Annotated in this window: 24 protein-coding genes and 1 riboswitch; of the genes, 10 read left to right on the top strand and 14 right to left on the bottom strand. The window is 67.6% G+C overall.

From position 1 onward, the window contains the following. Positions 1–58: 58 nt before the first annotated feature. On the bottom strand, positions 59–637 hold the full coding sequence (locus SMAL_RS02375; RefSeq protein WP_004140776.1) for a histidine phosphatase family protein: 579 nt from the start codon (positions 635–637) through the stop codon (positions 59–61). A gap of 131 nt (positions 638–768) precedes the next feature. Next, positions 769–991, top strand: a riboswitch (cobalamin riboswitch). Between the two features lie 117 nt (positions 992–1,108). Between SMAL_RS02375 and btuB the strand changes: the two genes are divergently transcribed. Then, complete coding sequence (btuB, locus tag SMAL_RS02370) at positions 1,109–2,950, top strand: TonB-dependent vitamin B12 receptor (RefSeq protein ID WP_012509945.1); 1,842 nt, start codon at positions 1,109–1,111, stop codon at positions 2,948–2,950. Between the two features lie 141 nt (positions 2,951–3,091). On the opposite strand, the gene gph is transcribed toward btuB, so the two are convergent. From gph to SMAL_RS02355, 3 genes are all read right to left on the bottom strand, one after another. Beyond that, the gene (gene gph / locus SMAL_RS02365) at positions 3,092–3,748 is read right to left on the bottom strand and encodes a phosphoglycolate phosphatase (RefSeq protein ID WP_041864468.1); all 657 of its coding nucleotides are present in this window, start codon (positions 3,746–3,748) and stop codon (positions 3,092–3,094) included. Positions 3,749–3,812: 64 nt separating this feature from the next. Next, positions 3,813–4,604: a class I SAM-dependent methyltransferase gene (locus SMAL_RS02360; protein WP_004140753.1), complete on the bottom strand. Its 792-nt coding sequence runs from the start codon at positions 4,602–4,604 to the stop codon at positions 3,813–3,815. Further along, the gene (locus SMAL_RS02355; RefSeq protein WP_012509943.1) at positions 4,601–5,530 is read right to left on the bottom strand and encodes a LysR family transcriptional regulator; all 930 of its coding nucleotides are present in this window, start codon (positions 5,528–5,530) and stop codon (positions 4,601–4,603) included. The genes SMAL_RS02360 and SMAL_RS02355 overlap by 4 nt, the downstream gene beginning before the upstream one ends. A 108-nt stretch (positions 5,531–5,638) precedes the next feature. On the opposite strand from SMAL_RS02355, the gene SMAL_RS02350 reads away from it, so the two are divergent. Beyond that, positions 5,639–6,277: an NAD(P)-dependent oxidoreductase gene (locus SMAL_RS02350; protein WP_012509942.1), complete on the top strand. Its 639-nt coding sequence runs from the start codon at positions 5,639–5,641 to the stop codon at positions 6,275–6,277. A gap of 85 nt (positions 6,278–6,362) precedes the next feature. Continuing rightward, positions 6,363–7,274: an MBL fold metallo-hydrolase gene (locus tag SMAL_RS02345; protein ID WP_012509941.1), complete on the top strand. Its 912-nt coding sequence runs from the start codon at positions 6,363–6,365 to the stop codon at positions 7,272–7,274. Positions 7,275–7,536: 262 nt separating this feature from the next. On the opposite strand, the gene dinB is transcribed toward SMAL_RS02345, so the two are convergent. Then, on the bottom strand, positions 7,537–8,607 hold the full coding sequence (gene dinB / locus SMAL_RS02340) for a DNA polymerase IV (RefSeq protein ID WP_012509940.1): 1,071 nt from the start codon (positions 8,605–8,607) through the stop codon (positions 7,537–7,539). Between the two features lie 190 nt (positions 8,608–8,797). Here dinB and fabA point away from each other — a divergent pair, with 190 nt between their 5' ends. Together fabA and fabB are read left to right on the top strand one after the other, a co-directional pair. Further along, complete coding sequence (gene fabA / locus SMAL_RS02335; protein ID WP_004140661.1) at positions 8,798–9,313, top strand: 3-hydroxyacyl-[acyl-carrier-protein] dehydratase FabA; 516 nt, start codon at positions 8,798–8,800, stop codon at positions 9,311–9,313. After that, a complete protein-coding gene (fabB, locus tag SMAL_RS02330; protein WP_004140658.1) occupies positions 9,313–10,521 on the top strand; it encodes a beta-ketoacyl-ACP synthase I in 1,209 nt (402 codons plus the stop codon). The genes fabA and fabB overlap by 1 nt, the downstream gene beginning before the upstream one ends. A 127-nt stretch (positions 10,522–10,648) precedes the next feature. Here fabB and SMAL_RS02325 read toward each other — a convergent pair whose 3' ends face one another. The 3 genes from SMAL_RS02325 to SMAL_RS02315 are packed head-to-tail and all read right to left on the bottom strand — an operon-like array spanning position 10,649 to position 13,097. Beyond that, entirely contained in the window at positions 10,649–11,332 is a 684-nt protein-coding gene (locus SMAL_RS02325) for an HAD family hydrolase (protein WP_012509939.1), read from the bottom strand. Next, positions 11,329–12,030 carry a pseudouridine synthase gene (locus tag SMAL_RS02320; protein WP_004140604.1) on the bottom strand — a complete coding sequence of 234 codons (702 nt, stop codon included), beginning with the start codon at positions 12,028–12,030 and terminating at the stop codon, positions 11,329–11,331. The genes SMAL_RS02325 and SMAL_RS02320 overlap by 4 nt, the downstream gene beginning before the upstream one ends. Next, positions 12,027–13,097 (bottom strand): class I SAM-dependent methyltransferase, encoded by a 1,071-nt coding sequence (locus tag SMAL_RS02315; protein ID WP_012509938.1) that lies wholly within the window; start codon positions 13,095–13,097, stop codon positions 12,027–12,029. The genes SMAL_RS02320 and SMAL_RS02315 overlap by 4 nt, the downstream gene beginning before the upstream one ends. Positions 13,098–13,255: 158 nt before the next feature. On the opposite strand from SMAL_RS02315, the gene SMAL_RS02310 reads away from it, so the two are divergent. After that, positions 13,256–13,519, top strand: a complete 264-nt coding sequence (locus SMAL_RS02310) for a hypothetical protein (protein ID WP_005407925.1) — start codon at positions 13,256–13,258, stop codon at positions 13,517–13,519. Positions 13,520–13,604: 85 nt separating this feature from the next. Here SMAL_RS02310 and SMAL_RS02305 read toward each other — a convergent pair whose 3' ends face one another. Next, a complete protein-coding gene (locus SMAL_RS02305) occupies positions 13,605–13,898 on the bottom strand; it encodes a DUF3247 family protein (RefSeq protein WP_004140576.1) in 294 nt (97 codons plus the stop codon). 43 nt (positions 13,899–13,941) lie between these two features. Further along, positions 13,942–15,930, bottom strand: a complete 1,989-nt coding sequence (locus SMAL_RS02300; RefSeq protein WP_004140574.1) for a hybrid sensor histidine kinase/response regulator — start codon at positions 15,928–15,930, stop codon at positions 13,942–13,944. Positions 15,931–16,174: 244 nt separating this feature from the next. Between SMAL_RS02300 and SMAL_RS02295 the strand changes: the two genes are divergently transcribed. Next, complete coding sequence (locus tag SMAL_RS02295; RefSeq protein ID WP_012509937.1) at positions 16,175–16,738, top strand: DUF3016 domain-containing protein; 564 nt, start codon at positions 16,175–16,177, stop codon at positions 16,736–16,738. Positions 16,739–16,840: 102 nt separating this feature from the next. Here the strand turns inward: SMAL_RS02295 and alr are convergent, their stop codons facing one another. After that, positions 16,841–17,908: an alanine racemase gene (gene alr / locus SMAL_RS02290; protein ID WP_004140567.1), complete on the bottom strand. Its 1,068-nt coding sequence runs from the start codon at positions 17,906–17,908 to the stop codon at positions 16,841–16,843. After that, positions 17,887–19,191 (bottom strand): D-amino acid dehydrogenase, encoded by a 1,305-nt coding sequence (locus tag SMAL_RS02285; RefSeq protein ID WP_004140565.1) that lies wholly within the window; start codon positions 19,189–19,191, stop codon positions 17,887–17,889. The genes alr and SMAL_RS02285 overlap by 22 nt, the downstream gene beginning before the upstream one ends. A 149-nt stretch (positions 19,192–19,340) precedes the next feature. Between SMAL_RS02285 and SMAL_RS02280 the strand changes: the two genes are divergently transcribed. Continuing rightward, on the top strand, positions 19,341–19,820 hold the full coding sequence (locus tag SMAL_RS02280) for an Lrp/AsnC ligand binding domain-containing protein (protein WP_004140558.1): 480 nt from the start codon (positions 19,341–19,343) through the stop codon (positions 19,818–19,820). A 117-nt stretch (positions 19,821–19,937) separates the two neighbouring features. Here SMAL_RS02280 and SMAL_RS02275 read toward each other — a convergent pair whose 3' ends face one another. Beyond that, positions 19,938–20,090 (bottom strand): hypothetical protein, encoded by a 153-nt coding sequence (locus SMAL_RS02275; RefSeq protein ID WP_005407918.1) that lies wholly within the window; start codon positions 20,088–20,090, stop codon positions 19,938–19,940. A gap of 187 nt (positions 20,091–20,277) precedes the next feature. Beyond that, complete coding sequence (locus SMAL_RS02270; protein WP_012509936.1) at positions 20,278–20,646, bottom strand: hypothetical protein; 369 nt, start codon at positions 20,644–20,646, stop codon at positions 20,278–20,280. 140 nt (positions 20,647–20,786) lie between these two features. Between SMAL_RS02270 and msrB the strand changes: the two genes are divergently transcribed. Together msrB and motA are read left to right on the top strand one after the other, a co-directional pair. Beyond that, complete coding sequence (gene msrB, locus SMAL_RS02265) at positions 20,787–21,254, top strand: peptide-methionine (R)-S-oxide reductase MsrB (protein WP_012509935.1); 468 nt, start codon at positions 20,787–20,789, stop codon at positions 21,252–21,254. Between the two features lie 91 nt (positions 21,255–21,345). Next, positions 21,346–22,200 (top strand): flagellar motor stator protein MotA, encoded by an 855-nt coding sequence (gene motA, locus SMAL_RS02260; protein WP_012509934.1) that lies wholly within the window; start codon positions 21,346–21,348, stop codon positions 22,198–22,200. Position 22,201: the final 1 nt, after the last annotated feature.

The following is a 22,201-nucleotide window of genomic DNA, read 5'->3' as shown; positions in this document are numbered from 1 at the left end:
AGCGCGTAGCGCGGGTGATGTGGAATTCGCCGGGCATGGCCCGGCGCTACCGGATTCGTCAGGGCTGCTGCAGCTCCAGCAGTTCGCCCACCAGCCCGACCTCACCTCGCTCCAGCCACACCCGCAGGCGGGTGCCGTGGTCGATGCGCAGGGCCCAGCATAGCGACATCGGCAGTCCACAGACCTGCGACAGCACCATACGCAGCGGACCGCCATGGCTGACCACCAGCGTCGGCACCGGATCGTCATCATCGAGCAGGCGATCCAGCGCGCGTGCGATACGTCGCTCAAAGTGGCCCCAGCTTTCACCATTCGGTGGTGGGAACGCATGCGGGTCAGCATGGAAAGCGGCCAGCGCATCCTCAGGCAGGTCGAACAGCGACTGCCCGTCCCAATCACCGAAGTCCAGTTCTTCCCATTCCTCGTCCGCGTCCACGTCCAGCCCGCGTGGGGTGGCCAGTGCCATGGCGGTGTGCAGCGAGCGCAGGCGCGGCGAGCTGATCACCCGCTCCCAGGGATGCGCGGCGTAGGCCTCGACCAGTTCCTGTGGCAGGCGGGCCAGCTGCGGCGGATCGCTGCGGCCATCGAGGAATTCATCGCGACCATTGCCGGCGTGGCGGACCAGGTCGAGGATCATGCGTGCATCCCATGCGGGCGACGCAGGTACAACGGAAAACGGGCGGACATCGGCAACGGCACCACGGGATCAAGGGGCCATTCTAAGGGCAGTCGAGCAAGCTCGACGCTACGGGCTGCCTGCGATGCCGTAGACTGCGCGCACTTCCAGGTGACCTGCGGCCATGGCCGGCAGGTTGAAACGGGAAGCCGGTGACGCGTGATTCCACGCCATGCCGGCGCTGCCCCCGCAACGGTAAGCACGTCAGTTCCAGGCAACACCGCCACTGTGCCGCAGGCATGGGAAGGCGCCTGGACGGTGGCCTCGCGCCACCCGGCGGCAAGCCCGGAGACCGGCCCGGAAGCCTCAGGTCGCGATGCGGTGGGCATGGCGCTGGATGATCGCGGCCTGTGCTGCGGCATCGGCGCGTGCCTGCCTTCGCGGCTCCTCCCCTTCGCCACGCGGGCGTGCGTGGCACCCGGAGTTCCCCCGATGAAGCTGCAGTCCCGAATGCTGTCCCTGGCCGTGCTCGCCGCCCTTCCCGCGCTGGCCCAGGCCGCCGATGACACCACCGCGCTTGACCAGATCCTGGTCACCGCCACCCGCACCCCGATCGCCCTGCAGTACAGCATCGCGCCGGCGCAGGTAATCGACCGCGCGCAGATCGAATCCAGCCAGGCCACCTCGCTGCAGGAGCTGCTGCGCGGCCGCGCAGGCATCAACCTGACCAATGCTGGCGGCCTCGGCAAGCAGAGCTCGCTGTTCCTGCGCGGCACCAACTCCGGCCACACCGTGGTGCTGGTGGATGGCGTGCGCATCAACAGCGCCGATCTCGGCCTGGCCATGTACCAGGACCTGCCGCTGGCGCAGATCGAGCGCGTCGAAATCGTACGCGGCCCGCAGTCGAGCCTGTACGGTGCCGATGCCATCGGCGGCGTGATCCAGATCTTCACCCGCCGCAACCAGGGCGACTTCGCCCCGCACTTCCAGCTCGGTGGCGGCAGCAATGGCCTGCGCGAAGCCAGCGGCGGCATCGGCGGTGGTACCGAGCGCGGCTGGTTCGGCGCCGACATCGCCTACCAGCACTCCGACGGCATCGATGCCTGCCGCGGCTCGGCCACGCTGTTCGCCGGCTGCTTCGCAGACGAACCCGACCGCGACGGCTACCGCAACCTGTCCAAGAGCCTGCGTGGCGGCTACAGCTTCAACGACCAGTGGAACGTGGAAGGCAGCGCGCTGCGCGCCGACGGCAAGAACCACTACGACGGTTACTACAACTACTCGGAAACCCGCCAGCAGGTCCTGGCCGGCAAGGTGCGCTACACCCCGTCCGAACGCCTGGCATTCACTGCCAACGTCGGCCGCAGCGACAATGAATCCGACAACTTCGGTGCACCAGGGGTGTTTGGCAGCGCGCAGACCCATCGTGACAGCGCCTCGCTGCAGGGTGACATCACGCTGGCCGAAGGTCAGCTGCTGAGCACCGGCGTGGACTGGAGTGAGGACAACCTGGATGGCAGCAGCGCCGGATATCTGGTCGACAGCCGCCGCAACACCGGCGTGTTCGTGCAGTACCAGGGCCGCTTCGGCCGCCATCAGCTGCAGGTCAGCGCGCGCAACGACGACAACCAGCAGTTCGGCAACCATGCCACCGGCAGCGTGGGCTGGGCGATGGAACTGGAGCACGGCCTGCGCGTCAATGCCAGCTACGGCACGGCGTTCAAGGCACCGACCTTCAGTGACCTGTATGACCCGTGGAGCGGCGTGCCAACGTTGAACCCGGAAAAGTCCAAGAGCGCAAACCTCGGCGTTTCGCAGCACGGCAAAGGTTGGCACTGGGGCCTGGACGTATACGAGACCCGCATTGATGACCTGATCACCTACGATGCGTCCACAATGAAAATGCAGCAGGTGGAGAAGGCACGCATCCGTGGCGCCGAGCTGACCGGTGGCGTGCTGCTGGCCGGTTTCGACATCAATGCGCAGCTAAGCTACACCGACCCACGCAACCGCACCCACGGCAGCACCCAGTTCGACAACTGGCTGCCGCGCCGCGCGCAGCAGACCGCGCGCCTGGACATTGACCGCCGCTTCGGTGATTTCCGCGCCGGCCTGACCGTGCAGGGTGCGGGCAAGCGCTATGACGATGCCGCCAACGCAGTGAAGGTCGGCGGCTACGGCACGCTGGACCTGCGCGCCGAGTACGCGCTGACGCCGGAGTGGTCGCTGCTGGCGCGTGCCGCCAACGTGTTCGACCGCCGCTACGAGACGGTGGCGTGGTTCAACCAGCCTGGTCGCGAGTACCAGCTGAGCGTGCGTTACCAGCCGAAGTGACCGCGACGGTCATGGTAGTGCCGGCCGCTGGCCGGCAACATCATGACCTTCGGCAACGCGTTCCGGCTTGCCGGCCAGCGGCCGGCACTACCCATTGCGTCGGCCCGGGTTACCGCCCGGTGACCGGCGTTATCCGTTGCATCAGCCCTTCAACCCCGGCAACTCACGCAGGTCGTCGATCACCGCCACCGCATGCGCGGTGGCCAGATCCAGGCCGCGCGGATAGCCGTAACGCACCAGCGCGATCGGCATGCCTGCATCTTCGGCGGCGCGGTAGTCGGTCAACGAATCACCGACCATCAGGCACGCCTCTACAGGCAGCCCGAAGTGCGCGGCCATATGCCGCAGCGGTTCACCACTGGGCTTGCGCTGCGGCAGGGAGTCGCCACCCAGCACCAGCGCGAACGCATCACCGATACCCAGGTGCTGCAGCAGCGGTGGCACCAGCGCTTCGGGCTTGTTGGTGCAGATCGCCAGCGGCACGTTGCGCGCACGCAGTCGCGCCAGTGCTTCAGCCACGCCATCGAACAGACGCGGGCTACGCAGCAGGCACTCACGGTAGTGCACCATGAATACCGGCATCACTTCGGCCAGGTCCACCTCGCGGCCGGCCGCATGCACGGCCTGTTCGACCAGGCGGCGCACACCGTCGCCGATCCAACCGAGCACCGTGGTTTCCGGCACGCGTGCCACACCGATGTCCTCCAGCGTGCGGTTCAGTGCTTCGGCGATATCAGCTGCGCTGTCGACCAGCGTGCCATCAAGGTCGAACACGACCAGCGGATAGGGATACGACAAGGGACGGCACCTGCATGACGTGGGGCCGTCCATTGTACGCCGCTGGTTTTTGCGCCGATCCGCCTCAGCCGATCCGGCGCGCGCGGGTCGCCAGGAAGGTGGGCAGATAGCGATCGATCAGGAAGCGCGGCTGCGGCTGCCAGTCTTCCATGAAGCGATCGATGATGAAGCCGGCATCCAGCTGGCCCCCGATCAGTTCGGTCAGGCTGTGGCCGAAGGTCAGTGCGTCGCCCCGTGCCAGCTTCGCCTCGCGCTCGGCCGGCGGCAGGTCTTCCAGGTCCGAATAGGGAATGGCGTACTGCGGCCGGATCAGGCCCTGTGCATCCAGCTGCGGATCGCGCGCGCCAACGAACAGCACCGGGTTGTAGAAGCTGGCCATCAGCATGCCGTCGCGCGCCAGCACGCGCCGGCATTCGGTCCACACGGGGCGCACGTCGGGCACGTACAGGTTCGAGATCGGGTGGAACACCACATCGAAACTGTCGTTGGCGAATACGTGCAGATCGCGCATGTCACCCTGCACGGTGCGCAGCTGCAGGCCATCGCGCGCGGCGACCGCGCGGTCCTGTTCCAGCTGCCCATCGGACAGGTCGAACACGGTGACGTCTGCCCCGGCCGCCGCCAGCACCGGCGCCTGCTGTCCACCGCCCGACGCCAGGCACAGGATGCGACGGCCGCGCACATCACCCATCCAGTCCAGTGGCAACGCGCGCGGGGTCAGATGTACCTGCCAGCGGCCCTCGCGCGCGGCGGCAATCGTTGAGCTTTCCACCGGGCGCGACCATTCGCGCACTTCGCTGGCCTGGCGGTCCCAGGCAGCACGGTTGTGGTCGATCAAGGCCTGTCCATGGTTCATGTGTTCTCCTTGCCCGGTGGGCGCCAATCCAGATCCTGGAAGGCCGGGCTGGCGAAGCACTCGGCCAGGAAGTCCAGGAATCGCCGCATGATAGCGGGCTGCTGGCGCCGTGACGCGTACACCGCATGAATGCCCAGTTCGTCCAGACTGAATTCGGGCAGCAGTTCGATCAGTTCGCCACTGCGCAGGAACGGCGCCACCTGGTAGGTCGGCAGCATGGCGATGCCGGCACCGGCGCGTACTGCCTCCAGCAGCAGTGACGCTTCGTTGGCGCTGATGTTGCCGCCCACCGCCACCGACAGCGAACGGCCTTCACGGTGCAGCTGCCACAGGCTCTTGCCGACGTAGTGATGGGTCAGGCAGTTGTGCGCGGCCAGATGCTCGGGCGCGGTCGGTGTGCCACGCGCCTGCAGGTAGGACGGCGTCGCGCACAGCACCGAACGGCAGGTGGCCAGCCGCCGCGCGATCAGGCTCGGGTCGATCTGGCGGGCGATGCGCACCGCCAGATCCACGCGCTCTTCCACCAGGTTCACCGTGCGGTCGACCAGCAGCAGTTCGATGCGCGCTGCCGGGTGGCGTGCGACGAAGCCGGCCACCGCCCGCGCCAGGTGGCTTTGCCCGAACGAGACACTGGCGGTTACCCGCAGCGTGCCATGCGGCTCGGGGTCATCGCTGGCCAGTTCGCCCCGCAGTTCCTCGCCGATCGCCAGCATCTGCCGGAAGCGCGCCAGCGCTGCCTCGCCCGGCCCGGTCAGGCTGACCCGGCGCGTGGTCCGGTGCAGCAGGCGCGCCCCCAGCCAGCCCTCGACCTCGGCCAGGTAGCGGCTGACCATCGCCCGCGACATGTCCAGCACCTCGGCGGCGGCGGTGAGGCTGCCGCGCTCGGCGACCTCGACGAACACGGTCATGGCGGTCAATCGGTCCATATGCTCGATCCATGCAACAAACAAGCGCGTTATACGCTGTTTTTCGAGCGACTGCAGCGGCCTAGAGTGGCCCCATTCCCACCCCACACCGCCCCACGGAGTCCTGCCATGAAGATCGCCCTCGTTGGTTCCACCGGCAACATCGGCCGCCAGATCGCCCGCCACGCGCTGGCCCGCGGCCACGAACTCACCGTCATCGTGCGCAGCGCACAGGACCTTCCGGCTGAACTGGCCGGTGCCCATCCGGTGATCGCCTCGCTGGATGACCCGGACGCGCTGGTCGCCGCCATCGCCGGCCACGACGTGCTGGCCAGTGCCTACGGCCCGCGCCCGGGCGATGACATCGGCCGCGTCGGCGAGGTCGCCGCGCAGCTGGCTGCTGCCGCACGCAAGGCCGGCGTGCCGCGCCTGGTCGTGGTCGGTGGCGCCGGCAGCCTGGAAGTCGCGCCCGGCGTGCAGCTGGTCGATACCCCCACCTTCCCGGAGGCCTACAAGCCGTACGCACTGGCCCACCGTGAGGCGTTCAACCGCCTGCAGGCGGTGGATGACCTGGACTGGACCTTCTTCTCGCCGGCCGCCGAAATCGGCCCGGGCGAAGAGCGCGGCCAGTACCGCGTGCAGCCCAAGGCGTTCCTGGCCGACGCCAGCGGCCACAGCCGCATCAGCTACGCCGACTACGGCGCGGCGTTCGTCGCCGAGCTGGAAGCGCACCGCTACCCGAAGCAGATCATCACCGCGGCGTACTGATGCCAGGCCGCCGGGCATGGCCCGGCGCTACCCACCTGTAGAGCCGCGCCCACGCTCGGCTCGCCATCCGCCACAAGGAATTCCCATGCGTACCGCTGCCCTGCTGCTTCCCCTCGCCCTGGCCGCCACCTTCACCAGTGCGCCGCTGCTGGCCGCACCGGCCACCGCGGCGCCGGCCACGGTGACGAAATCCCAGCTGCACCTGCAGACCTTCCATCCCGGCCCGCAGGCGATGTTCTCGGTGTCCTCGGTGCTGGTCGAAGGCCGCCACGATGCGATCCTGGTCAACGCACAGTTCGGCGCCAGCGATGCGCGCAAGCTGGTGGATCTGATCCGCGCCAGCGGCAAGCAGCTGACCACGATCTACATCAGCCACGGCGATCCGGATTACTACTTCGGCCTGGCCACGCTGCAGGACGCGTTCCCGCAGGCGCGCATCGTCGCCACTGCGCAGACCGTCGCTCACATCCAGCAGACCCAGGCCGGCAAACTGGCCTACTGGGGACCGAAGATGGGCGCCGACGTGCCGGCGCGCATCGTGGTGCCGCAGGTGCTGGACGGCGATGCCCTGCAACTGGAAGGCCAGCGCCTGCCGCTGATCGGCCTCGATGGCCCGTCCCCGGACCGCACGGTGCTATGGGTGCCGACGCTGCGCGCGATCGTCGGTGGCATTCCGGTGGTGGCGGGCGAACACGTGTGGATGGCCGACACGCAGACCCCGAAGTCGCACGCCGACTGGCTGCAGACCCTGCAGCGGCTGCAGGCACTGAAGCCGAAGGTGGTGGTGCCGGGGCATTACGCGCCGGGTGCGGCACTGGATGCCAGTGCGCTGCGCTTCACCGCAGACTACATCCGTGCGTTCGATGTTGAGGCGGCAAAGGCGAAGGACAGTGCGGCGCTGGTGAAGGCGATGCAGTCGCGCTATCCGAAGCTGGCAGGCGTGGCGTCGCTGGAGCTGAGTGCGAAGGTGGCCAAGGGCGAGATGCAGTGGCCATGAGGTAGGGGGGGTCTTTTGCAGGGCTGCGCCCTGCACCTGCTCAATGCAACGGCAACAGCCGAAGCAACAGCTGGCTATCCGTGGGATGGCGAGGTGGGTCCGGCTGCGGGGGACGCCGTGAATCCGTCCATGGAGGCTCGGTCGCGCCATCCATGGCGCTCACGCCCCCGCAACCGGACCCACCTCGCCTTCGACAGTTTCCTGCTGCTGATGGAACCTGCTGCTGTTGGTGGGTGCCGACCGTTGGTCGGCACGGCAATGATCAGTGCTCGAACAGTTCGCCCTGCACCACAGGTTCCTTGTCGCGGAAACCACTGAGGCCGACGCCAACGAGGCGGTAGCGGGTGTCGGCGGGCAGATCCACCCGCGCGCGCAGGGCCAGCGCGATGTCGCGCAGTTCTTCCATCGATTCCGGCGGGCGCTCCGGGGTGAAGCTGCGGGTGAGGATGCGGAACTGTGCGGTCTTCAGTTTCAGCACCACGGTGTGGCCGACGCGTTCGGTCTTGCGGGTGGCGTTCCAGGTTTTCTCCGCCAGCTGCACGATGGCCTCACCCAGATCTTCCAGCGGCAGGTCCTCGGCGAAGGTGTCTTCGGAGGAGATCGACTGCACCTGCTGGTCCGGCTCCACCGGCCGTTCATCGACACCGCGTGCGCGGTTGTACAGACTGCGGCCGAAGCTGCCGAACGCCTCTTCCAGATCGATCAGTGCCCACTGCCGCAGGTCGCCGCAGGTGACGATGCCGCGCGCGGCCAGCTTGCCTTCCATCACCTTGCCGACGCCGGGCACCCGGTTCACCGGCAACGGCAGCAGGAAGGCGTCCACCCGCTGCGGCGGAATCACGAATTGGCCATCGGGCTTGCGCCAGTCAGAGGCGATCTTGGCCAGGAATTTGTTCGGCGCAATGCCGGCTGAAGCAGTCAGCTGGGTTTCCTCGCGGATCTGCGCGCGGATGGTGCGCGCGATGTCGGTGGCCAGTTCCATGCCGCTCTTGGGCTCGGTCACGTCCAGGTAGGCCTCATCCAGCGACAGCGGCTCGACCAGGTCGGTGTGGCGCAGGAAGATCTCGCGCACCTGCTGTGACACCGCCTTGTAACGTGCGAAGTCCGGCGGTACGAAGATCGCATCCGGGCACAGGCGCTCGGCACGCACCGCCGGCATCGCCGAGCGCACGCCGAACACGCGCGCCTCGTAGGACGCCGCGCACACCACCGAACGCGCGCCACGCCATGCCACAACCACCGGCTTGCCGCGCAGTGACGGATCGTCGCGCTGCTCCACCGACGCGTAGAAGGCGTCCATGTCGACGTGGATGATCTTGCGCAGTCGGGTCATGTCAGGCGGAAAGGGCGGGGGCAGGCTGAACCGACCACACGCACAGGTATGGTCGTTGCACATCAACAGGATGCGCGTATTCCCTTGAAAACACTACGGTTGCGTACGGTTGAAATGTTTGATCGGCGCAGTTTCCACGGGCATTCTCGGGCGCTTGTTTCCCTGTTCTTCGCTTCCAGGATTGTGCTTCATGACCCGTCTCCACGCGTTCAACCGCGAACAGCTGCTGGCCAGCGCACGCGGTGAACTGTTCGGCGCCGCTGCCGGCCGTTTGCCCAACGATCCGATGCTGATGTTCGACCGCATCACCGAAATCCGCGAGGACGGCGGACCGCATGGAAAGGGCATGGTACGCGCCGAACTGGATATCCGCCCCGACCTCTGGTTCTTCGGCTGCCACTTCATCGGCGACCCGGTGATGCCTGGTTGCCTGGGCCTGGATGCCATGTGGCAGCTGACCGGCTTCTTCCTGACCTGGCTGGGTGCCCCCGGCAAGGGCCGTGCTCTGGGCTGCGGCGAGGTGAAGTTCACCGGCCAGGTGCTGCCGGATGCGAAGCTGGTGCGTTACGAGATCGACATCAGCCGGGTCATCAACCGCAAGCTGGTGATGGCTCAGTCGGACGCCCGCATGTACGTGGATGACCGCGAAATCTACAGCGCGCGCGATCTGCGCGTCGGCCTGTTCACTGAAACCGGGAGCTTCTGATGCGTCGCGTCGTCATCACCGGCATGGGCATCACGTCCTGCCTCGGCAATGATCTGGATACCGTTTCGAATGCGCTGCGCGAAGGGCGCTCCGGCATCACGGCATTGTCCGACCACGCCGACGCGGGCCTGCGCAGCCAGGTCGGCGGCCGTGTCGACCTCGACCTGGACGCGCTGATCGACCGCAAGCAGAAGCGCTTCATGAGCGATGCGGCGGCCTTCGCCTACCTGTCCATGCGCGATGCCATCGCCGATGCCGGGCTCAGCCCCGAGCAGGTCAGCAACCTGCGTACCGGCCTGATCGCCGGTTCCGGTGGCGGCTCCAGCGAATGGCAGATCGGCGCGGTCGACCTGCTGCGCGAACGCGGTGTGCGCAAGGTCGGCCCGTACATGGTGCCGCGCACGATGTGCTCGACGGTCTCGGCCTGCCTGGCCACCGCCTACCAGATCAAGGGCGTCAGCTACTCGCTGTCGGCCGCCTGCGCGACATCGGCGCACTGCATCGGCGCCGCCGCGGACATGATCCGCCACGGTGCGCAGGACATCATGTTCGCCGGTGGTGGCGAAGACCTGCACTGGTCGATGAGCGTGATGTTCGATGCGATGGGCGCGCTGTCGACCAGCTTCAACGAAACCCCGGCCAGCGCCTCGCGGCCGTACGACAAGGACCGCGACGGCTTCGTCATCGCCGGTGGCGGCGGCATGCTGGTGCTGGAAGACTACGACCACGCCGTTGCGCGCGGCGCGCACATCCATGCCGAGCTGATCGGCTATGGCGTGACCTCCGACGGCGCCGACATGGTGGCGCCGTCCGGTGAAGGCGCGGTGCGCTGCATGAAGATGGCGCTGCAGGGCGTGGATCGTCCGCTGGACTACCTCAACACCCACGGCACCTCCACGCCGCTGGGCGACGTCACCGAGCTCAACGCGATCCGCGAAGTGTTCGGCGATGCGGTGCCGCCGCTGTCCTCGACCAAGGCGCTGTCCGGCCATTCGCTGGGTGCGGCCAGCGTGCACGAGGCGATCTACTGCCTGCTGATGATGCGCGACGGCTTCGTCGCCGGTTCGGCCAACATCGGCGAGCTGGACCCGAAGGTGGAAAGCTTCCCGATCCTGCGCGAGAGCCGCGAGCAGACGCTGGATACGGTGATGTCCAACAGCTTCGGCTTCGGTGGCACCAACGCGGCGCTGGTGTTCGGCCGGGTGTGATGGGAAGGCGTGCCGACCAACGGTCGGCACCCACCAGAGCGGTAGCGCCGGGCCATGCCCAGCGAGAGCGGTGAAGCGTGCCGACCAACGGTCGGCACCCACCAGGGCGGTGGTCGGTACCTACCGGTTATTTCGGCAGCAACGGCACCAGCAGCGCGTGCGCGTCCAGCAGCGAGCCGACGATGCGGTGTCCGAATGCGCGCAGCTCTTCGTCCGGATGCACCAGGTCCGGCACCTGGATCACGGTCATGCCGGCAGCCAGCGCTGCGCGCGTGCCGGCCGGTGAGTCTTCCAGCGCCAGGCAGCGCTCGGGCACCTGGCCCAGCCGCTGCGCGGCCAGCAGGTAGATGTCCGGCGCCGGCTTCGGCCGTGCCACGTCGCCGCTGGTGATCACCGCATCGAAATACGGCAGCAGGCCGGCGGCGGACAGCTTGCGGTTGGCCCGCGGCTGCCGCGTGGTGGTTGCCACCGCACGCGGTATCGCGTGCGCCTTCAGCAGTTCCAGCAGCTCCAGGATGCCCGGCCGCAGCGGCAGGCCGGTCTGCGTGCGTTCCTCGTAGAGATCGTGGCAGCGTGCGGCCACGGCTTCGATCACGCTGTCCTCGACACCCTGCACACGCAGCAACGCGTGCGTATCGCGGTCGCCGAGTCCGACCATGCGCAGGAACACCGTTTCGTCCAGGCCCAGGCCGAACTCATCGGCGGCCTGGCTCCAGCAGGCAAGCGAGACCCGCTCGCTGTCGATCATCAGGCCGTCCATGTCGAAGATGATGGCGTCGGGCAGGAACGGCAGCGCAGCGATGGTGGTCATGGAGCGAAAAGCGTATCCAGGTCGGTAGGAGTGAGCTGCCGCCATTGCCCTTCGTCCAATCCCTGCAGGTCCAGCCCGCCGACTCGGCTGCGGTGCAGGGCCTGCACATGGTTGCCGGTGGCGGCGAACATGCGGCGTACCTGATGGTAGCGGCCTTCATGCAGCACCAGGCGTGCGCGGCGCGCATCCAGCACTTCAAGTTCAGCCGGCAGCAAGGGCGTCTTCTCGGACTCCAGCATCAGCGTGCCACTGGCGAACAGCGCCACTTCATCGCCGCGCAGGTCGTCGCTCAGTTCCACCTCGTAGACCTTGGGCAGCTTCGACTTCGGCGAGATGATCCGGTGCAGCAGGCCGCCATCGTCGGTCAGCAGCAACAGGCCACTGGTGTCGCGGTCCAGCCGGCCGACGGTGGACAACACCGGGTCGCGGTCGCGGTAGCGCGGCGGCAGCAGGTCGTAGATCAGGCGACCTTTGTCCTTGGTCGAGCAGGTGTAGCCGGCCGGCTTGTGCAGCGCGATCGACAGGCCCACCGGCGGGTCCAGCGGCTCGCCATCGACGCGCACCGCTTCATGCGGTACCTGGTCGTCGGCGTACAGCACCTCGCCATCGGCGTCGGTGACGCGGCCTTCGCGGAACATCCACTGCACCTGCTTGCGGCTGCCATAGCCCAGGTTGGCGATGAGCTTGACCAGCTTCACTTGCCCTTCCCCCTGCCCTTCACTGCCTCGACCAGCTTGAAGCCATCGCGCTCGGCAACCACGCGCACCGCACCGAAACTCTCATTGAGCGTGTATTCGTACGGCAGGTGGCGGTTGGCCACCACGTACAGGCGCCCGCCCGGGCGCAGCGCCTGCGCGGCCACGGCGATGAAGCGCTGGCCGATGTCCGGACGGTCGGCACGCGAGGGCGTGTGGAACGGCGGGTTGCTGATGATGACGTCGTAATCCGGCTCGATGCCGGCGGTGACGTCGCGCCACAGGAAGCGCAGCGGCAGCGGGCGCGGCGGCGGCGACAGGTTCAGCTCGGCCAGCGCCAGCGCACGCTGCTCGGCCTCGTACAGGTCCAGCGCGGTGATCTCCGGGCAGCGTTCCAGCAGCTCGCGCGACAGGTAGCCGTAGCCGGCACCGAGGTCGGCGGCGCGACCGGCCAAGTCGGCCGGCAGGTGCTCGGCCAGCAGCGCCGAGGCCGGATCGATCCGGTCCCAGGCGAACACGCCCGGCCGGCTGAGGAAGCGGCCACCGACAATCGGGCGGACCGCGTCCAGGGCGGACCAGCGCTTGGCCAGGTCGGCATCGTGCTGGCCCTGCATCGGCGCGGTCCAGTACGCCCGGCAGTGGTTCTTGGTCAGGCTGCCGCCGAGGCCGGTCAGCTGCTTGAGGTCGCCCTCGCCGGAACGCGCGCCTTCGTTGTTGGACTGGCAGGCGACGATGCGGCCGCCTTCGGCAACCAGCGCCAGGGCGCGGGCGAACAGCGCACGGGCTTCCTCGCGCTGGCGCGGCGGCAGCACCAGCACCAGCGGATAGCGGCCCTTGCCGGCTTCATCATCCAGCTGACCGCTGACGGTCCAGCCGGCGGCTTGCTGCAGCGGCTGCGCGAACGGGGCGAAGCTCTGCTCGCAGTGCACTTCACGGCCACCGGCCACTTCGCGCAGCGGCCAGCCATCGCGGGCACGCAGGAAGGCCACCGGGCCCTCCGGCCAGCGCAGGGCGCCTTGGGAGAACGGCAGGAGCAGGGTCTGCAGGGGGGCGTCGTCGCTGGAGGCCATCGGCGCGGTTACTTCAAAGCGTGAGGGCCGTCCATTGTACCGGCTTGGCCGGGCCGGCCCCGGCGGCCACTTTGCGAAACCCGAACGGGGCCTTGATCTGCCAGAAACATTGGAACGTTCAGGGTAGAGGCTCCCCCCGGAAACCCAGGAGAACCTGCATGCGAGCCTTGTTCGTCGGTGGCGTGGTCGACAACAGCGAAATGGACCTGGAAGGCAGCCATCCGCCCGTGCATTACCCCGAAGACACCGGCGGCGGCCACTCACGCTACCGCCTGCACCAGGTCGGCCACGGCGCCGATGGCAGCGTGGCCTACGCGGTCTACGGCGCGCCGGACCTGGCCGACGACGAGGTGGCGAGGGTGGCGGAAGAACGCGCCTATGCGCGCAGGTTCGAAGCGACGCCGACGTTGTTCGAGCATTGACATCCCTGCAGCCCCCGAGCCCATGCTCGGGCGGCGGCGCAGCCGCACGGGCGGCAGCCGAGCGTGGGCTCGGCTCTACATCGGCTCAAGGTGCCTTTGGCGGCAACCTGCGGATGCTGGCGATCTCATCCAGCCACACATGATGCTGCTGCACCGGCGTGTCGTAGTCGTCCAGGCGCAGCTGGCCGTTGCTGCCTTCGTCGCCGGCATCGTTGCGGTACTGCTGCACGGTCGGCTTCACTGCAATGGTGCCGAGCAGCCGGCGACCGTCCTGCAGGGTCAGTTCCACCTGCGTTTCGCCTTCCAGCTGCGGCAGCAGGGCTTCCAGGCGCGCGATCTGCGCCGGATCGGTATGGATACGGGGAGCTATACGGGACATCGGCGACCTCCTGCATGCAGGGTCGCCGATCAGCCGTGAATGCTCAGTGCAGCGCGCTGTCGGCGCGCGGCACCTGCACCTTGCGTACCGCTGACACCAGCTGCGCCACCGAATAGGGCTTGGCCACATGCTCCTGGAAGCCTGACGCCAACGCACGACGGCGATCGTCAGCGCGCGCCAGTGCTGTCACCGCCACCGCTGGCAGGGTCAGCGCGTCCACGCCCATGTCCTCGCGCAACGTACGCACCAGGCCGTAGCCGTCCATGCCGGGCATGCCGATGTCGGTCAGCATCACGTGGTACTGCAGATGGCCGGTGTCGGCCAGCAGCGCCAATGCCTCGCCTGCCGAACTTGCCGCGGACACGCTCGCGCCCTGTTCTTCCAGCATGCGCCGCAGGTACTCCAGCACTTCCGGCTGATCTTCCACCGCCAGCACGTGCATGCCGCGCAGCGGATACGGTTCAACGATCACCGGCTCCAGGATCGGCCCGCTGATTACTTCGCGCAGCGGCCGCCGCTCGGCATCCGGAAGGTGCTGCGGCAGGCGCACGGTGAAGGTGGCGCCGTGGCCATGGCCTTCGCTGGCGGCGGTGACCGTGCCGCCGTGCAGCTCGACCAGCTGCTGCACGATCGCCAGACCCAGGCCCAGGCCGCCATGGCGGCGGGTGGTGGTGCCATCGGCCTGGCGGAAGCGGCTGAACAGGTGGTTGAGGAACTCAGGCGCGATGCCGTCGCCGGTATCGCGCACGGTGATCACCCAGTGATTGCCATCGGCCTGCAGGGCCACGTCGATGCGGCCCTCGGCCGGGGTGAACTTGATCGCGTTGGAGAGCAGGTTCCAGAACACCTGCTGCAGGCGGGTGGCATCGCCCAGCACCAGGCTGGGCCGGTCGGGCAGCTGCAGGTGCACATCCAGCGCCTTGCCTTCGGCCACCAGCTCCTGCGCACCGATCGCTTCGCCCAGCACGCCGCACAGGTCCAGCACTTCCACTTCCAGCTGCACCTTGCCCAGCAGCATGCTGCTGAGATCGAGCATGTCCGAGATCAGCCGCTTCTGCGCGCCAGCGCTGTTGGCGATCACGCCCAGGCCCTTGTACAGCGGGCTGGTGTTGTCCACGCGCTGCAGCAACAGTTCGCTCCAGCCCAGGATGGTGGTCAGCGGCGTGCGCAGCTCATGCGACAACGTGGCCAGGAATTCGTCCTTCAGCCGCGCCATGTTCTCGGCCGCACTGCGCGCGGCACGCTCGGACTGCAGCAGCTCCTCGCGGGCCAGTTCGATTTCGCGGCGCTCGGTCACGTCCGGGCTGCTGCCGGCAAGGCCGATGAAGCGGCCCATCCGCGAAAAACGTGGACGTGCATTCATCTCCAGCCAGCGCCATTGGCCATCGGCACGCCGCGCACGCACCAGCGCGTGCATCGAGCGCTGCGCCTTCAAGGCCTCCTGCAGCTCGTACTCGAACACCGAGGCATCGTCCGGATGCACCAGCCCACGCCACACGTCCTCGGGAACGCGTGTCTCGTCGCCACCGAAGAACTCACTGAAGGCGCTGTTGACGAAGCGCGCATGGCCGCGCTCGTCGAGCACCCAGACCGGCATCGGCAAGCCATCGGCCAGCGCACTGAAGCGCGCTTCGCTTTCGCCCAGCTCAACTTCCATCTGCTTGCGCGCGGTGATGTCGAAGAACAGGATGCCGACCTTGTCCTCACCCGGGCGCCCCACGCGCACCGCGTCGACCGCGAACGAGCGGCCCAGCGCCCGCGCTTCCATCTCGAACTGCGCCGGCCGGCCGCTGCGGGCCACTTCACCGTAGATGCGGAACCAGTCTTCTTCGTGATGCGGTTCCAGCGCGCTCATGCGCTGGCCGCGTGCGTCCTTCAGGCCGGTATGCCGCTCGAAGGCATCGTTGACCTCGATGAAACGGTAGTCCACCGCGCGGTCACCATCGAACAGCACCTGGATCACGCAGAAACCTGCGTTGATGCGCTCAAGCACGCCATGATGCAGGTCGGGTTCGGGCGCCGGCACCATCATCGGTGGGCGCTCCACTAGGGGCGGCAGTGTGGACAAGGGCGTTTGGACAGGCCGGGTTGGAGGCACAGCATCTTCCAAAGGGCGTATTCACAGCGTCAAGCGCCGTCAGTCATGCTTGACGACAATGAATTGGCGGCAACCACTCTTGCGCATGACGCAATCGGCCATTGCCGTTGCCTGGAAGCAGGATCACACTCGATCTGTGATCAACATCGTCCCCATCGGCGGGACGCAGGAGACCGTCATGAAACGCTCACTCGCGATTGCCCTGCTGGCAGGCGCCCTGGTGGCGGGTGGCGCAAATGCGGCCCCGCGCACCGTGACCGATGCGCAGGCACCACGCACCCTGCAGGCCGATGGCCCGGTCAACGTGAAATGGGATGATCCGGCCAAGTTCACCGAGATCCGCCAGAGCAGCAACCGCTTCGAAGCCGAGCGCGGCGACTGGGTGCAGCAGCTGGCGCGCTACCTGCAGACCACGGCAGCCAAGCCGCTGCAGCCCGGTCAGACCCTCGATGTGACCCTGGTCGACGTCAAGCGCGCCGGTGATTACGAGCCGTGGCACGGCCCGCGTGGGCGCGACATCCGGATCATGCGTGACATCTACCCGCCGCGGATCAGCCTGCAGTACACGCTGAAGGATGCCAGCGGCCGCATCATCAGCGAAGGCGATGCGCGCCTGAGCGACACCGGCTATCTGCACAACGTGGGGCTGAAGAGCGACAGTGATCCGCTGCGCTACGAGAAGCGCCTGATCGATGACTGGGTGAAGCGGCAGCTGACCAGCCAGGCCACCGCGGCGCGGTAGGCCCCACGGCGACCCGTACCAGGCGACCGCTGCCTGTTAGGCCCATCGGTAGGTGTCGACCTTGGTCGACACGCATTCACAGCGCCGAGCATGGGCTCGGCTCTACATGTACACCCTGGCCACGCGCTTGACGCCACACGGCAGCTGGTACGCACTCACGCCACAGCGCGGCGCCAGCTCGGACAGCGTCGGCGCATTGCCCCACAGCTCCACCACGCTGCCAACGCCCGCCTGCGGATGCGCAGTCAGGTCCACGGTCAGCATGTCCATCGATACGCGGCCGATCAGCGCGCCGGGCTGGCCATCGATCAGCACCGGGGTGCCGTTCGGCGCGAACTGCGGATAGCCATCGGCATACCCCAGCGCGACCACGCCGACGCGGGTGCGTGCCTTGGAAACGAAGCGGGCGCCATAGCCCACCGGCTCCCCCGACTCGATCCAGCGCTCGGCAATCACCTTGGACTGCATGGTCATCACCGGGCGCAGGCGCGCGGTGAGATCGGTGTTGTCCGGCAACGGATTGGCGCCGTAGAGCATCAGGCCCGGGCGCACCCAGTCGCTGCGCACATCCGGCCAGCCCAGCAGCGCCGGCGAATTGCACACGCTGGTCTCGCCTTCAAGGCCGTCGATGGCACGGGCGAACGTCGCCGCCTGCTCGTGGGTGCGTTCGCTGTCCAGCTCATCGGCACGTGCCAGATGGGTCATCAGCACGACGCGTTCGACCTGCGGCAACGCCGACAGGCGCGCATGCGCGGCGCGGAAGCTGTCCACGTCCAGGCCGAGGCGATGCATGCCGCTGTCCAGCTTCAGCCACACCGTCAACGGACGCGGGCTGTCGAAGGCGGCCAGCGCCTCCAGCTGCCACGGTGAACCGACGGCGAACCAGAAATCGTGCTCGGCCACCAGCGCCATGTCACTGGCTTCGAAGATGCCTTCCAGCAGCAGGATCGGCGCACCGATGCCAGCCTGGCGCAGTTCCAGCGCCTCTTCGATGGTGGCCACGCCGAAACCATCGGCCTCGCCTTCCAGCGCCTGCGCACAGCGCACGGCGCCATGGCCGTAGGCATCGGCCTTGATGATCGCCAGGGCCTTGCCACCGCCCAGTTCGCGGGCGAGGCGGTAGTTGCTGCGCAGGGCGCCCAGATCAATCAGCGCGCGGGCAGGACGCATGTGCGGTTCTCATGTTGCGGGGCGTGACCGTACTGACCATAGCGGAAAACATCCAGGCCTTCGGTGCTGATCTGCGGCTGGCGCGCGCTCATCAGGTCGGCCAGGTAGCGGCCCGAGCCGCACGCCATGGTCCAGCCCAGCGTGCCGTGGCCGGTGTTGAGGTACAGGTTGCGGAACGGCGTGGCGCCGATCACCGGCGTGCCATCCGGCGTGGCCGGGCGCAGGCCGGTCCAGAACTGCGCGCGCGACAGGTCACCGCCCTTCGGGTACAGGTCGCTGACCACCAGTTCCAGGGTCTCGCGGCGGCGCTGCGACAGCGACAGGTCGAAGCCGGCCACTTCGGCCATGCCACCGACGCGGATGCGGTCGTCGAAACGGGTGACCGCCACCTTGTAGCTCTCATCGAGGATGGTCGAGGTCGGTGCCATCGCCGGATCGGTGATCGGCAGGGTCAGCGAGTAACCCTTCAGCGGGTACACCGGCAGGCGCATGCCCAGCGGTGCGACCAGCGCCGGCGAGTAACTGCCGAGCGCGACCACGAAGCGGTCAGCGGTTTCCAGGGTGCCGTTGACGTGCACGCCGGTGATGCGCTCGCCATCGGAGACCAGGCCGGTGATGTCCTGGTCGAAGCGGAACTCGACGCCGGCGTCCACGCACATCTGCGCCAGGCGGCGGGTGAACAGCTGGCAGTCACCGGTCTGGTCACGCGGCAGGCGCAGCGCGCCGACCAGGCCGTCGACGTGGGCCAGGGCCGGTTCGGCCTGGATGATGCCGGCGCGGTCCAGTACCTCGTACGGCACGCCGTACTGGGCCAGGATCTCGATGTCCTGCGCCGAGGCGTCCAGCTGCTGCTGGGTGCGGAACAACTGGGTGGTGCCCAGGTCGCGGCCTTCGAATTCGATGCCGATCTGCGCGCGCAGCTCATTGAGGCAGTCGCGGCTGTACTCGGACATGCGCACCATGCGCGCCTTGTTGATCGCGTAGCGCTCGTGGGTGCAGTTGCGCAGCATCTGCCACAGCCAGCGGTACTGGGCCAGGTCCATGCCCGGCTTGATCGCCAGCGGCGCGTGCTTTTCGAACAGCCAGCCGATCGCCTTCTTCGGCACGCCCGGGGCGGCCCACGGCGAGGTGTAGCCGAACGACAGCTGGCCGGCATTGGCGAAGCTGGTTTCCAGCGCCGGGCCGGGCTGACGGTCGATGACCGTGACTTCAAACCCGGCCTGTCGCAGGTACCAGGCACTGGTGGTGCCGATCACGCCGCTGCCGAGGACTAGGACTCGCATGGGACTTCTCCAACCCGATCATTCCCTGCACTGGAGCGTGCCGGGACCATAATTGGGGAAGTATAGACAGCCAATACCAGTTGATTTGCCTGATTTGCGATCAACCGGCAGGATGTTCTCCTGCAATTCATTCCCCAAGGTTGACGGCCATGGCCACACGTACCCGTGAACTGGACAAGATAGACCGCAAGATCCTGCGCATCCTGCAGGCCGAGGGCCGTATCTCCTTCACCGAACTGGGGGAACGGGTCGGGCTGTCGACCACCCCGTGCACCGAACGGGTGCGTCGGCTCGAACGCGAAGCAGTGATCACCGGTTATCACGCTCACCTGGACCCGGCGGCGGTGAAAGCCAGCCTGCTGGTGTTCGTAGAGATCAGCCTGGCCTACAAGTCCGGCGACATCTTCGAGGAGTTCCGGCGCGCGGCCCTGAAGCTGCCCAACGTGCTGGAGTGCCATCTGGTATCGGGCGACTTCGATTACCTGCTGAAGGCGCGGATCAGCGAGATGGCGTCCTACCGCAAGCTGCTCGGCAGCACGCTGCTGACACTGCCGCACGTACGTGAGTCGAAGAGCTACATCGTGATGGAAGAGGTGAAGGAGACGCTGAGCCTGCCGATTCCGGATTGAGCCGCGGCTGCGGCTGCGGTTGGGGTCAGAGCCCGCGGTGCGGGATCCGACCCCGGTCAGGATTCGGCAAGGGGTCGGATCCCGCGCAGCGGGCTCTGACCCCGGTCATGGCAACAGTCAACGCTGCTGCGGGTGCTTCTGCGAGCGCTGCTCCTGCTGCTTTCCGCCCTTGTGCGGCTGCTGCGGGTCCATCTGCTGCTGTTGCTGTTGTTGCTGCGGGTTACGGCCCTGCGGTTCCTTGCCGGGATGACGGTTCTGCTGGTTTTTCATGATCGCGATCCAGTGGACGAAGGACACGCGGCGGCGGAGTGCCGACGCAGGGCCACGGTGGTCCCGGAACGGTTAATCGCAGGCGAAAAAGCAGTGATCGGCAGGATGTTGTTTTCGTGCGTTCAGGCCAGGTAGCGGCCAACCCGGGTTGGCACCGTACTGCCCGGCCGCCGGGCATGGCCCGGCGCTACCGGATCTGCTGACCGTCACCACTGGGCACGCTGTCGTAATAGCGGCCGGTGCGCGAATCGAACACGCGGTTGGGGCCAGCCGGGCGCACCCCCGGGATGATGCGGCCGTTGCGGTCGTAGACCTTGCTGGACGGCTTCGGCGCCGGAACCGGCGCAATCTGGGCCGGACCGGTGGACTTGATCGGCTGTGCCGGCTGCGGCGAAGGCAGTACCTGTGGCTGCGGCCGCGCTGGCTGCACGGGCGGCACCACCGGCTGGGGGGCTACGGTGGTGGTGCTGCGGGTGGCGGTCGGATTACCGGTCGGCACCTGGGCCAGCGCCAGCGTGGGCAGCAGGGCCAGCAGCAGGGAAAGGGTCGGTTTCATGACACGCTCCGGCATGGATCGCATTCACCTTGCGCCTGCGCCTGTGTGCCGCCCATGAACGGCCATCACACTTGCAAGGTCGCGCCGGCAGCCCCACGTTTGTCGGCATCCCCAGGCCATCGACCCCACGGAGCGCCGCCATGACCGCCTTCGACCTGACGCCCCCGACCACCACCCAGACCGAAGCGCTGGTTGCCGGTCTCAGCAGTGAGGAGCGCCGCGTGCTGCTGCAGCACGGCACCGAAGCGCCCTTCTGCGGTGTGTTCCTCGACAACAAGCGCGAGGGCGTCTACTGCTGCCGGCTGTGTGCGCTGCCGCTGTTCCGCTCCAGCACCAAGTTCGATTCCGGCACCGGCTGGCCCAGCTTCTTCGCGCCGTTCGACCCGGCGCACGTGCGCGAGATCCGCGATACCAGCCACGGCATGGTCCGCACCGAGATCACCTGCGCGCGCTGCGGCAGCCATCTGGGCCATGTGTTCCCGGACGGCCCGCCGCCGACCTACGAGCGCCACTGCCTGAACTCCGTCTCACTTTCGTTCACCGGCAACGGCGAGCCCTGGCCCGACCCATTGCAGCGTGGCGGCGCGGAAAGCGGCGTGGCGGGCTGAAACACCCCGCTGACCGATTTCACAGAATTCCCTCTTCAGAAATCCGGGCGACGGGCCGACAAGGAGATATCCCCCCTCCCTGCGTCGCCCCATGCTCATCATCGTTGGATTCCTGGTCGTCATCATCAGCGTGCTCGGGGGCTACCTCGGGGCCCACGGACGCCTGGGTGCCCTCTGGCAGCCCTACGAACTGGTCATCATCGGCGGTGCCGCACTGGGCGCGTTCCTGGTCGGCACCCCGGCCAAGACGGTCAAGCAGACCCTGCAGGCCATGGTCGGCGTGTTCAAGGGCCCGCGCTACAAGCAGCAGGACTACATCGACGTCCTCAGCCTGGTGTACGAACTGCTCAACAAGGCCCGCCGCGAGGGCTTCATGGCGCTGGAAGACCATGTCGAGCGCCCGGCTGAAAGCGCGCTGTTCGGCAACTACCCGAAGGTGCAGGCCGACCATCACCTGATCGACTTCATCACCGATTGCCTGCGCCTGATGATCGGCAGCAACATCGAGCCGCACGAGCTGGAGCCGCTGCTGGAACTGGAGCTGGAAAAGCACCACGCCGAGGCGATGGCGCCGTCGCAGGTGCTGACCAAGGTCGCCGACGGACTTCCCGGTTTCGGCATCGTCGCGGCGGTGCTGGGCATCGTCATCACCATGGGCTCGATCGGCGGCGACATCGTCGAGGTCGGCGGCCACGTGGCCGGCGCACTGGTCGGCACCTTCCTCGGCATCCTGCTGGGCTATGGCTTCGTCGGCCCGATGGCCTCGGCGATGGAAGCCCGCGCCGAGCAGGACAGCCGCATCTACGAGTCGGTGAAAACCGCGCTGCTGGCCTGCCTGCGTGGCTACAACCCGAAGATCGCGCTGGAATTCGCCCGCAAGACGCTGCCGTCGAACGTGCGCCCGGCCTTCTCCGATTTCGAGCAGCACCTGAAGACGGTCAAGTAAG

Origin of the sequence: Stenotrophomonas maltophilia R551-3 (genome assembly GCF_000020665.1) — a bacterium.
Lineage (GTDB): Bacteria > Pseudomonadota > Gammaproteobacteria > Xanthomonadales > Xanthomonadaceae > Stenotrophomonas > Stenotrophomonas maltophilia_L.
This window is presented reverse-complemented; position numbering and strand designations above follow the sequence as displayed.

Coding starts and splice junctions, on each gene's coding strand:
- SMAL_RS02375 (WP_004140776.1), bottom strand. CDS start 637: ATGATCCTCGACCTGGTCCGCCACGCCGGCAATGGTCGCGATGAATTC.
- btuB (WP_012509945.1), top strand. CDS start 1,109: ATGAAGCTGCAGTCCCGAATGCTGTCCCTGGCCGTGCTCGCCGCCCTT.
- SMAL_RS02360 (WP_004140753.1), bottom strand. CDS start 4,604: ATGAACCATGGACAGGCCTTGATCGACCACAACCGTGCTGCCTGGGAC.
- SMAL_RS02355 (WP_012509943.1), bottom strand. CDS start 5,530: ATGGACCGATTGACCGCCATGACCGTGTTCGTCGAGGTCGCCGAGCGC.
- SMAL_RS02350 (WP_012509942.1), top strand. CDS start 5,639: ATGAAGATCGCCCTCGTTGGTTCCACCGGCAACATCGGCCGCCAGATC.
- SMAL_RS02345 (WP_012509941.1), top strand. CDS start 6,363: ATGCGTACCGCTGCCCTGCTGCTTCCCCTCGCCCTGGCCGCCACCTTC.
- dinB (WP_012509940.1), bottom strand. CDS start 8,607: ATGACCCGACTGCGCAAGATCATCCACGTCGACATGGACGCCTTCTAC.
- fabA (WP_004140661.1), top strand. CDS start 8,798: ATGACCCGTCTCCACGCGTTCAACCGCGAACAGCTGCTGGCCAGCGCA.
- fabB (WP_004140658.1), top strand. CDS start 9,313: ATGCGTCGCGTCGTCATCACCGGCATGGGCATCACGTCCTGCCTCGGC.
- SMAL_RS02325 (WP_012509939.1), bottom strand. CDS start 11,332: ATGACCACCATCGCTGCGCTGCCGTTCCTGCCCGACGCCATCATCTTC.
- SMAL_RS02315 (WP_012509938.1), bottom strand. CDS start 13,097: ATGGCCTCCAGCGACGACGCCCCCCTGCAGACCCTGCTCCTGCCGTTC.
- SMAL_RS02310 (WP_005407925.1), top strand. CDS start 13,256: ATGCGAGCCTTGTTCGTCGGTGGCGTGGTCGACAACAGCGAAATGGAC.
- SMAL_RS02305 (WP_004140576.1), bottom strand. CDS start 13,898: ATGTCCCGTATAGCTCCCCGTATCCATACCGATCCGGCGCAGATCGCG.
- SMAL_RS02300 (WP_004140574.1), bottom strand. CDS start 15,930: ATGATGGTGCCGGCGCCCGAACCCGACCTGCATCATGGCGTGCTTGAG.
- SMAL_RS02295 (WP_012509937.1), top strand. CDS start 16,175: ATGAAACGCTCACTCGCGATTGCCCTGCTGGCAGGCGCCCTGGTGGCG.
- alr (WP_004140567.1), bottom strand. CDS start 17,908: ATGCGTCCTGCCCGCGCGCTGATTGATCTGGGCGCCCTGCGCAGCAAC.
- SMAL_RS02285 (WP_004140565.1), bottom strand. CDS start 19,191: ATGCGAGTCCTAGTCCTCGGCAGCGGCGTGATCGGCACCACCAGTGCC.
- SMAL_RS02280 (WP_004140558.1), top strand. CDS start 19,341: ATGGCCACACGTACCCGTGAACTGGACAAGATAGACCGCAAGATCCTG.
- SMAL_RS02275 (WP_005407918.1), bottom strand. CDS start 20,090: ATGAAAAACCAGCAGAACCGTCATCCCGGCAAGGAACCGCAGGGCCGT.
- SMAL_RS02270 (WP_012509936.1), bottom strand. CDS start 20,646: ATGAAACCGACCCTTTCCCTGCTGCTGGCCCTGCTGCCCACGCTGGCG.
- msrB (WP_012509935.1), top strand. CDS start 20,787: ATGACCGCCTTCGACCTGACGCCCCCGACCACCACCCAGACCGAAGCG.
- motA (WP_012509934.1), top strand. CDS start 21,346: ATGCTCATCATCGTTGGATTCCTGGTCGTCATCATCAGCGTGCTCGGG.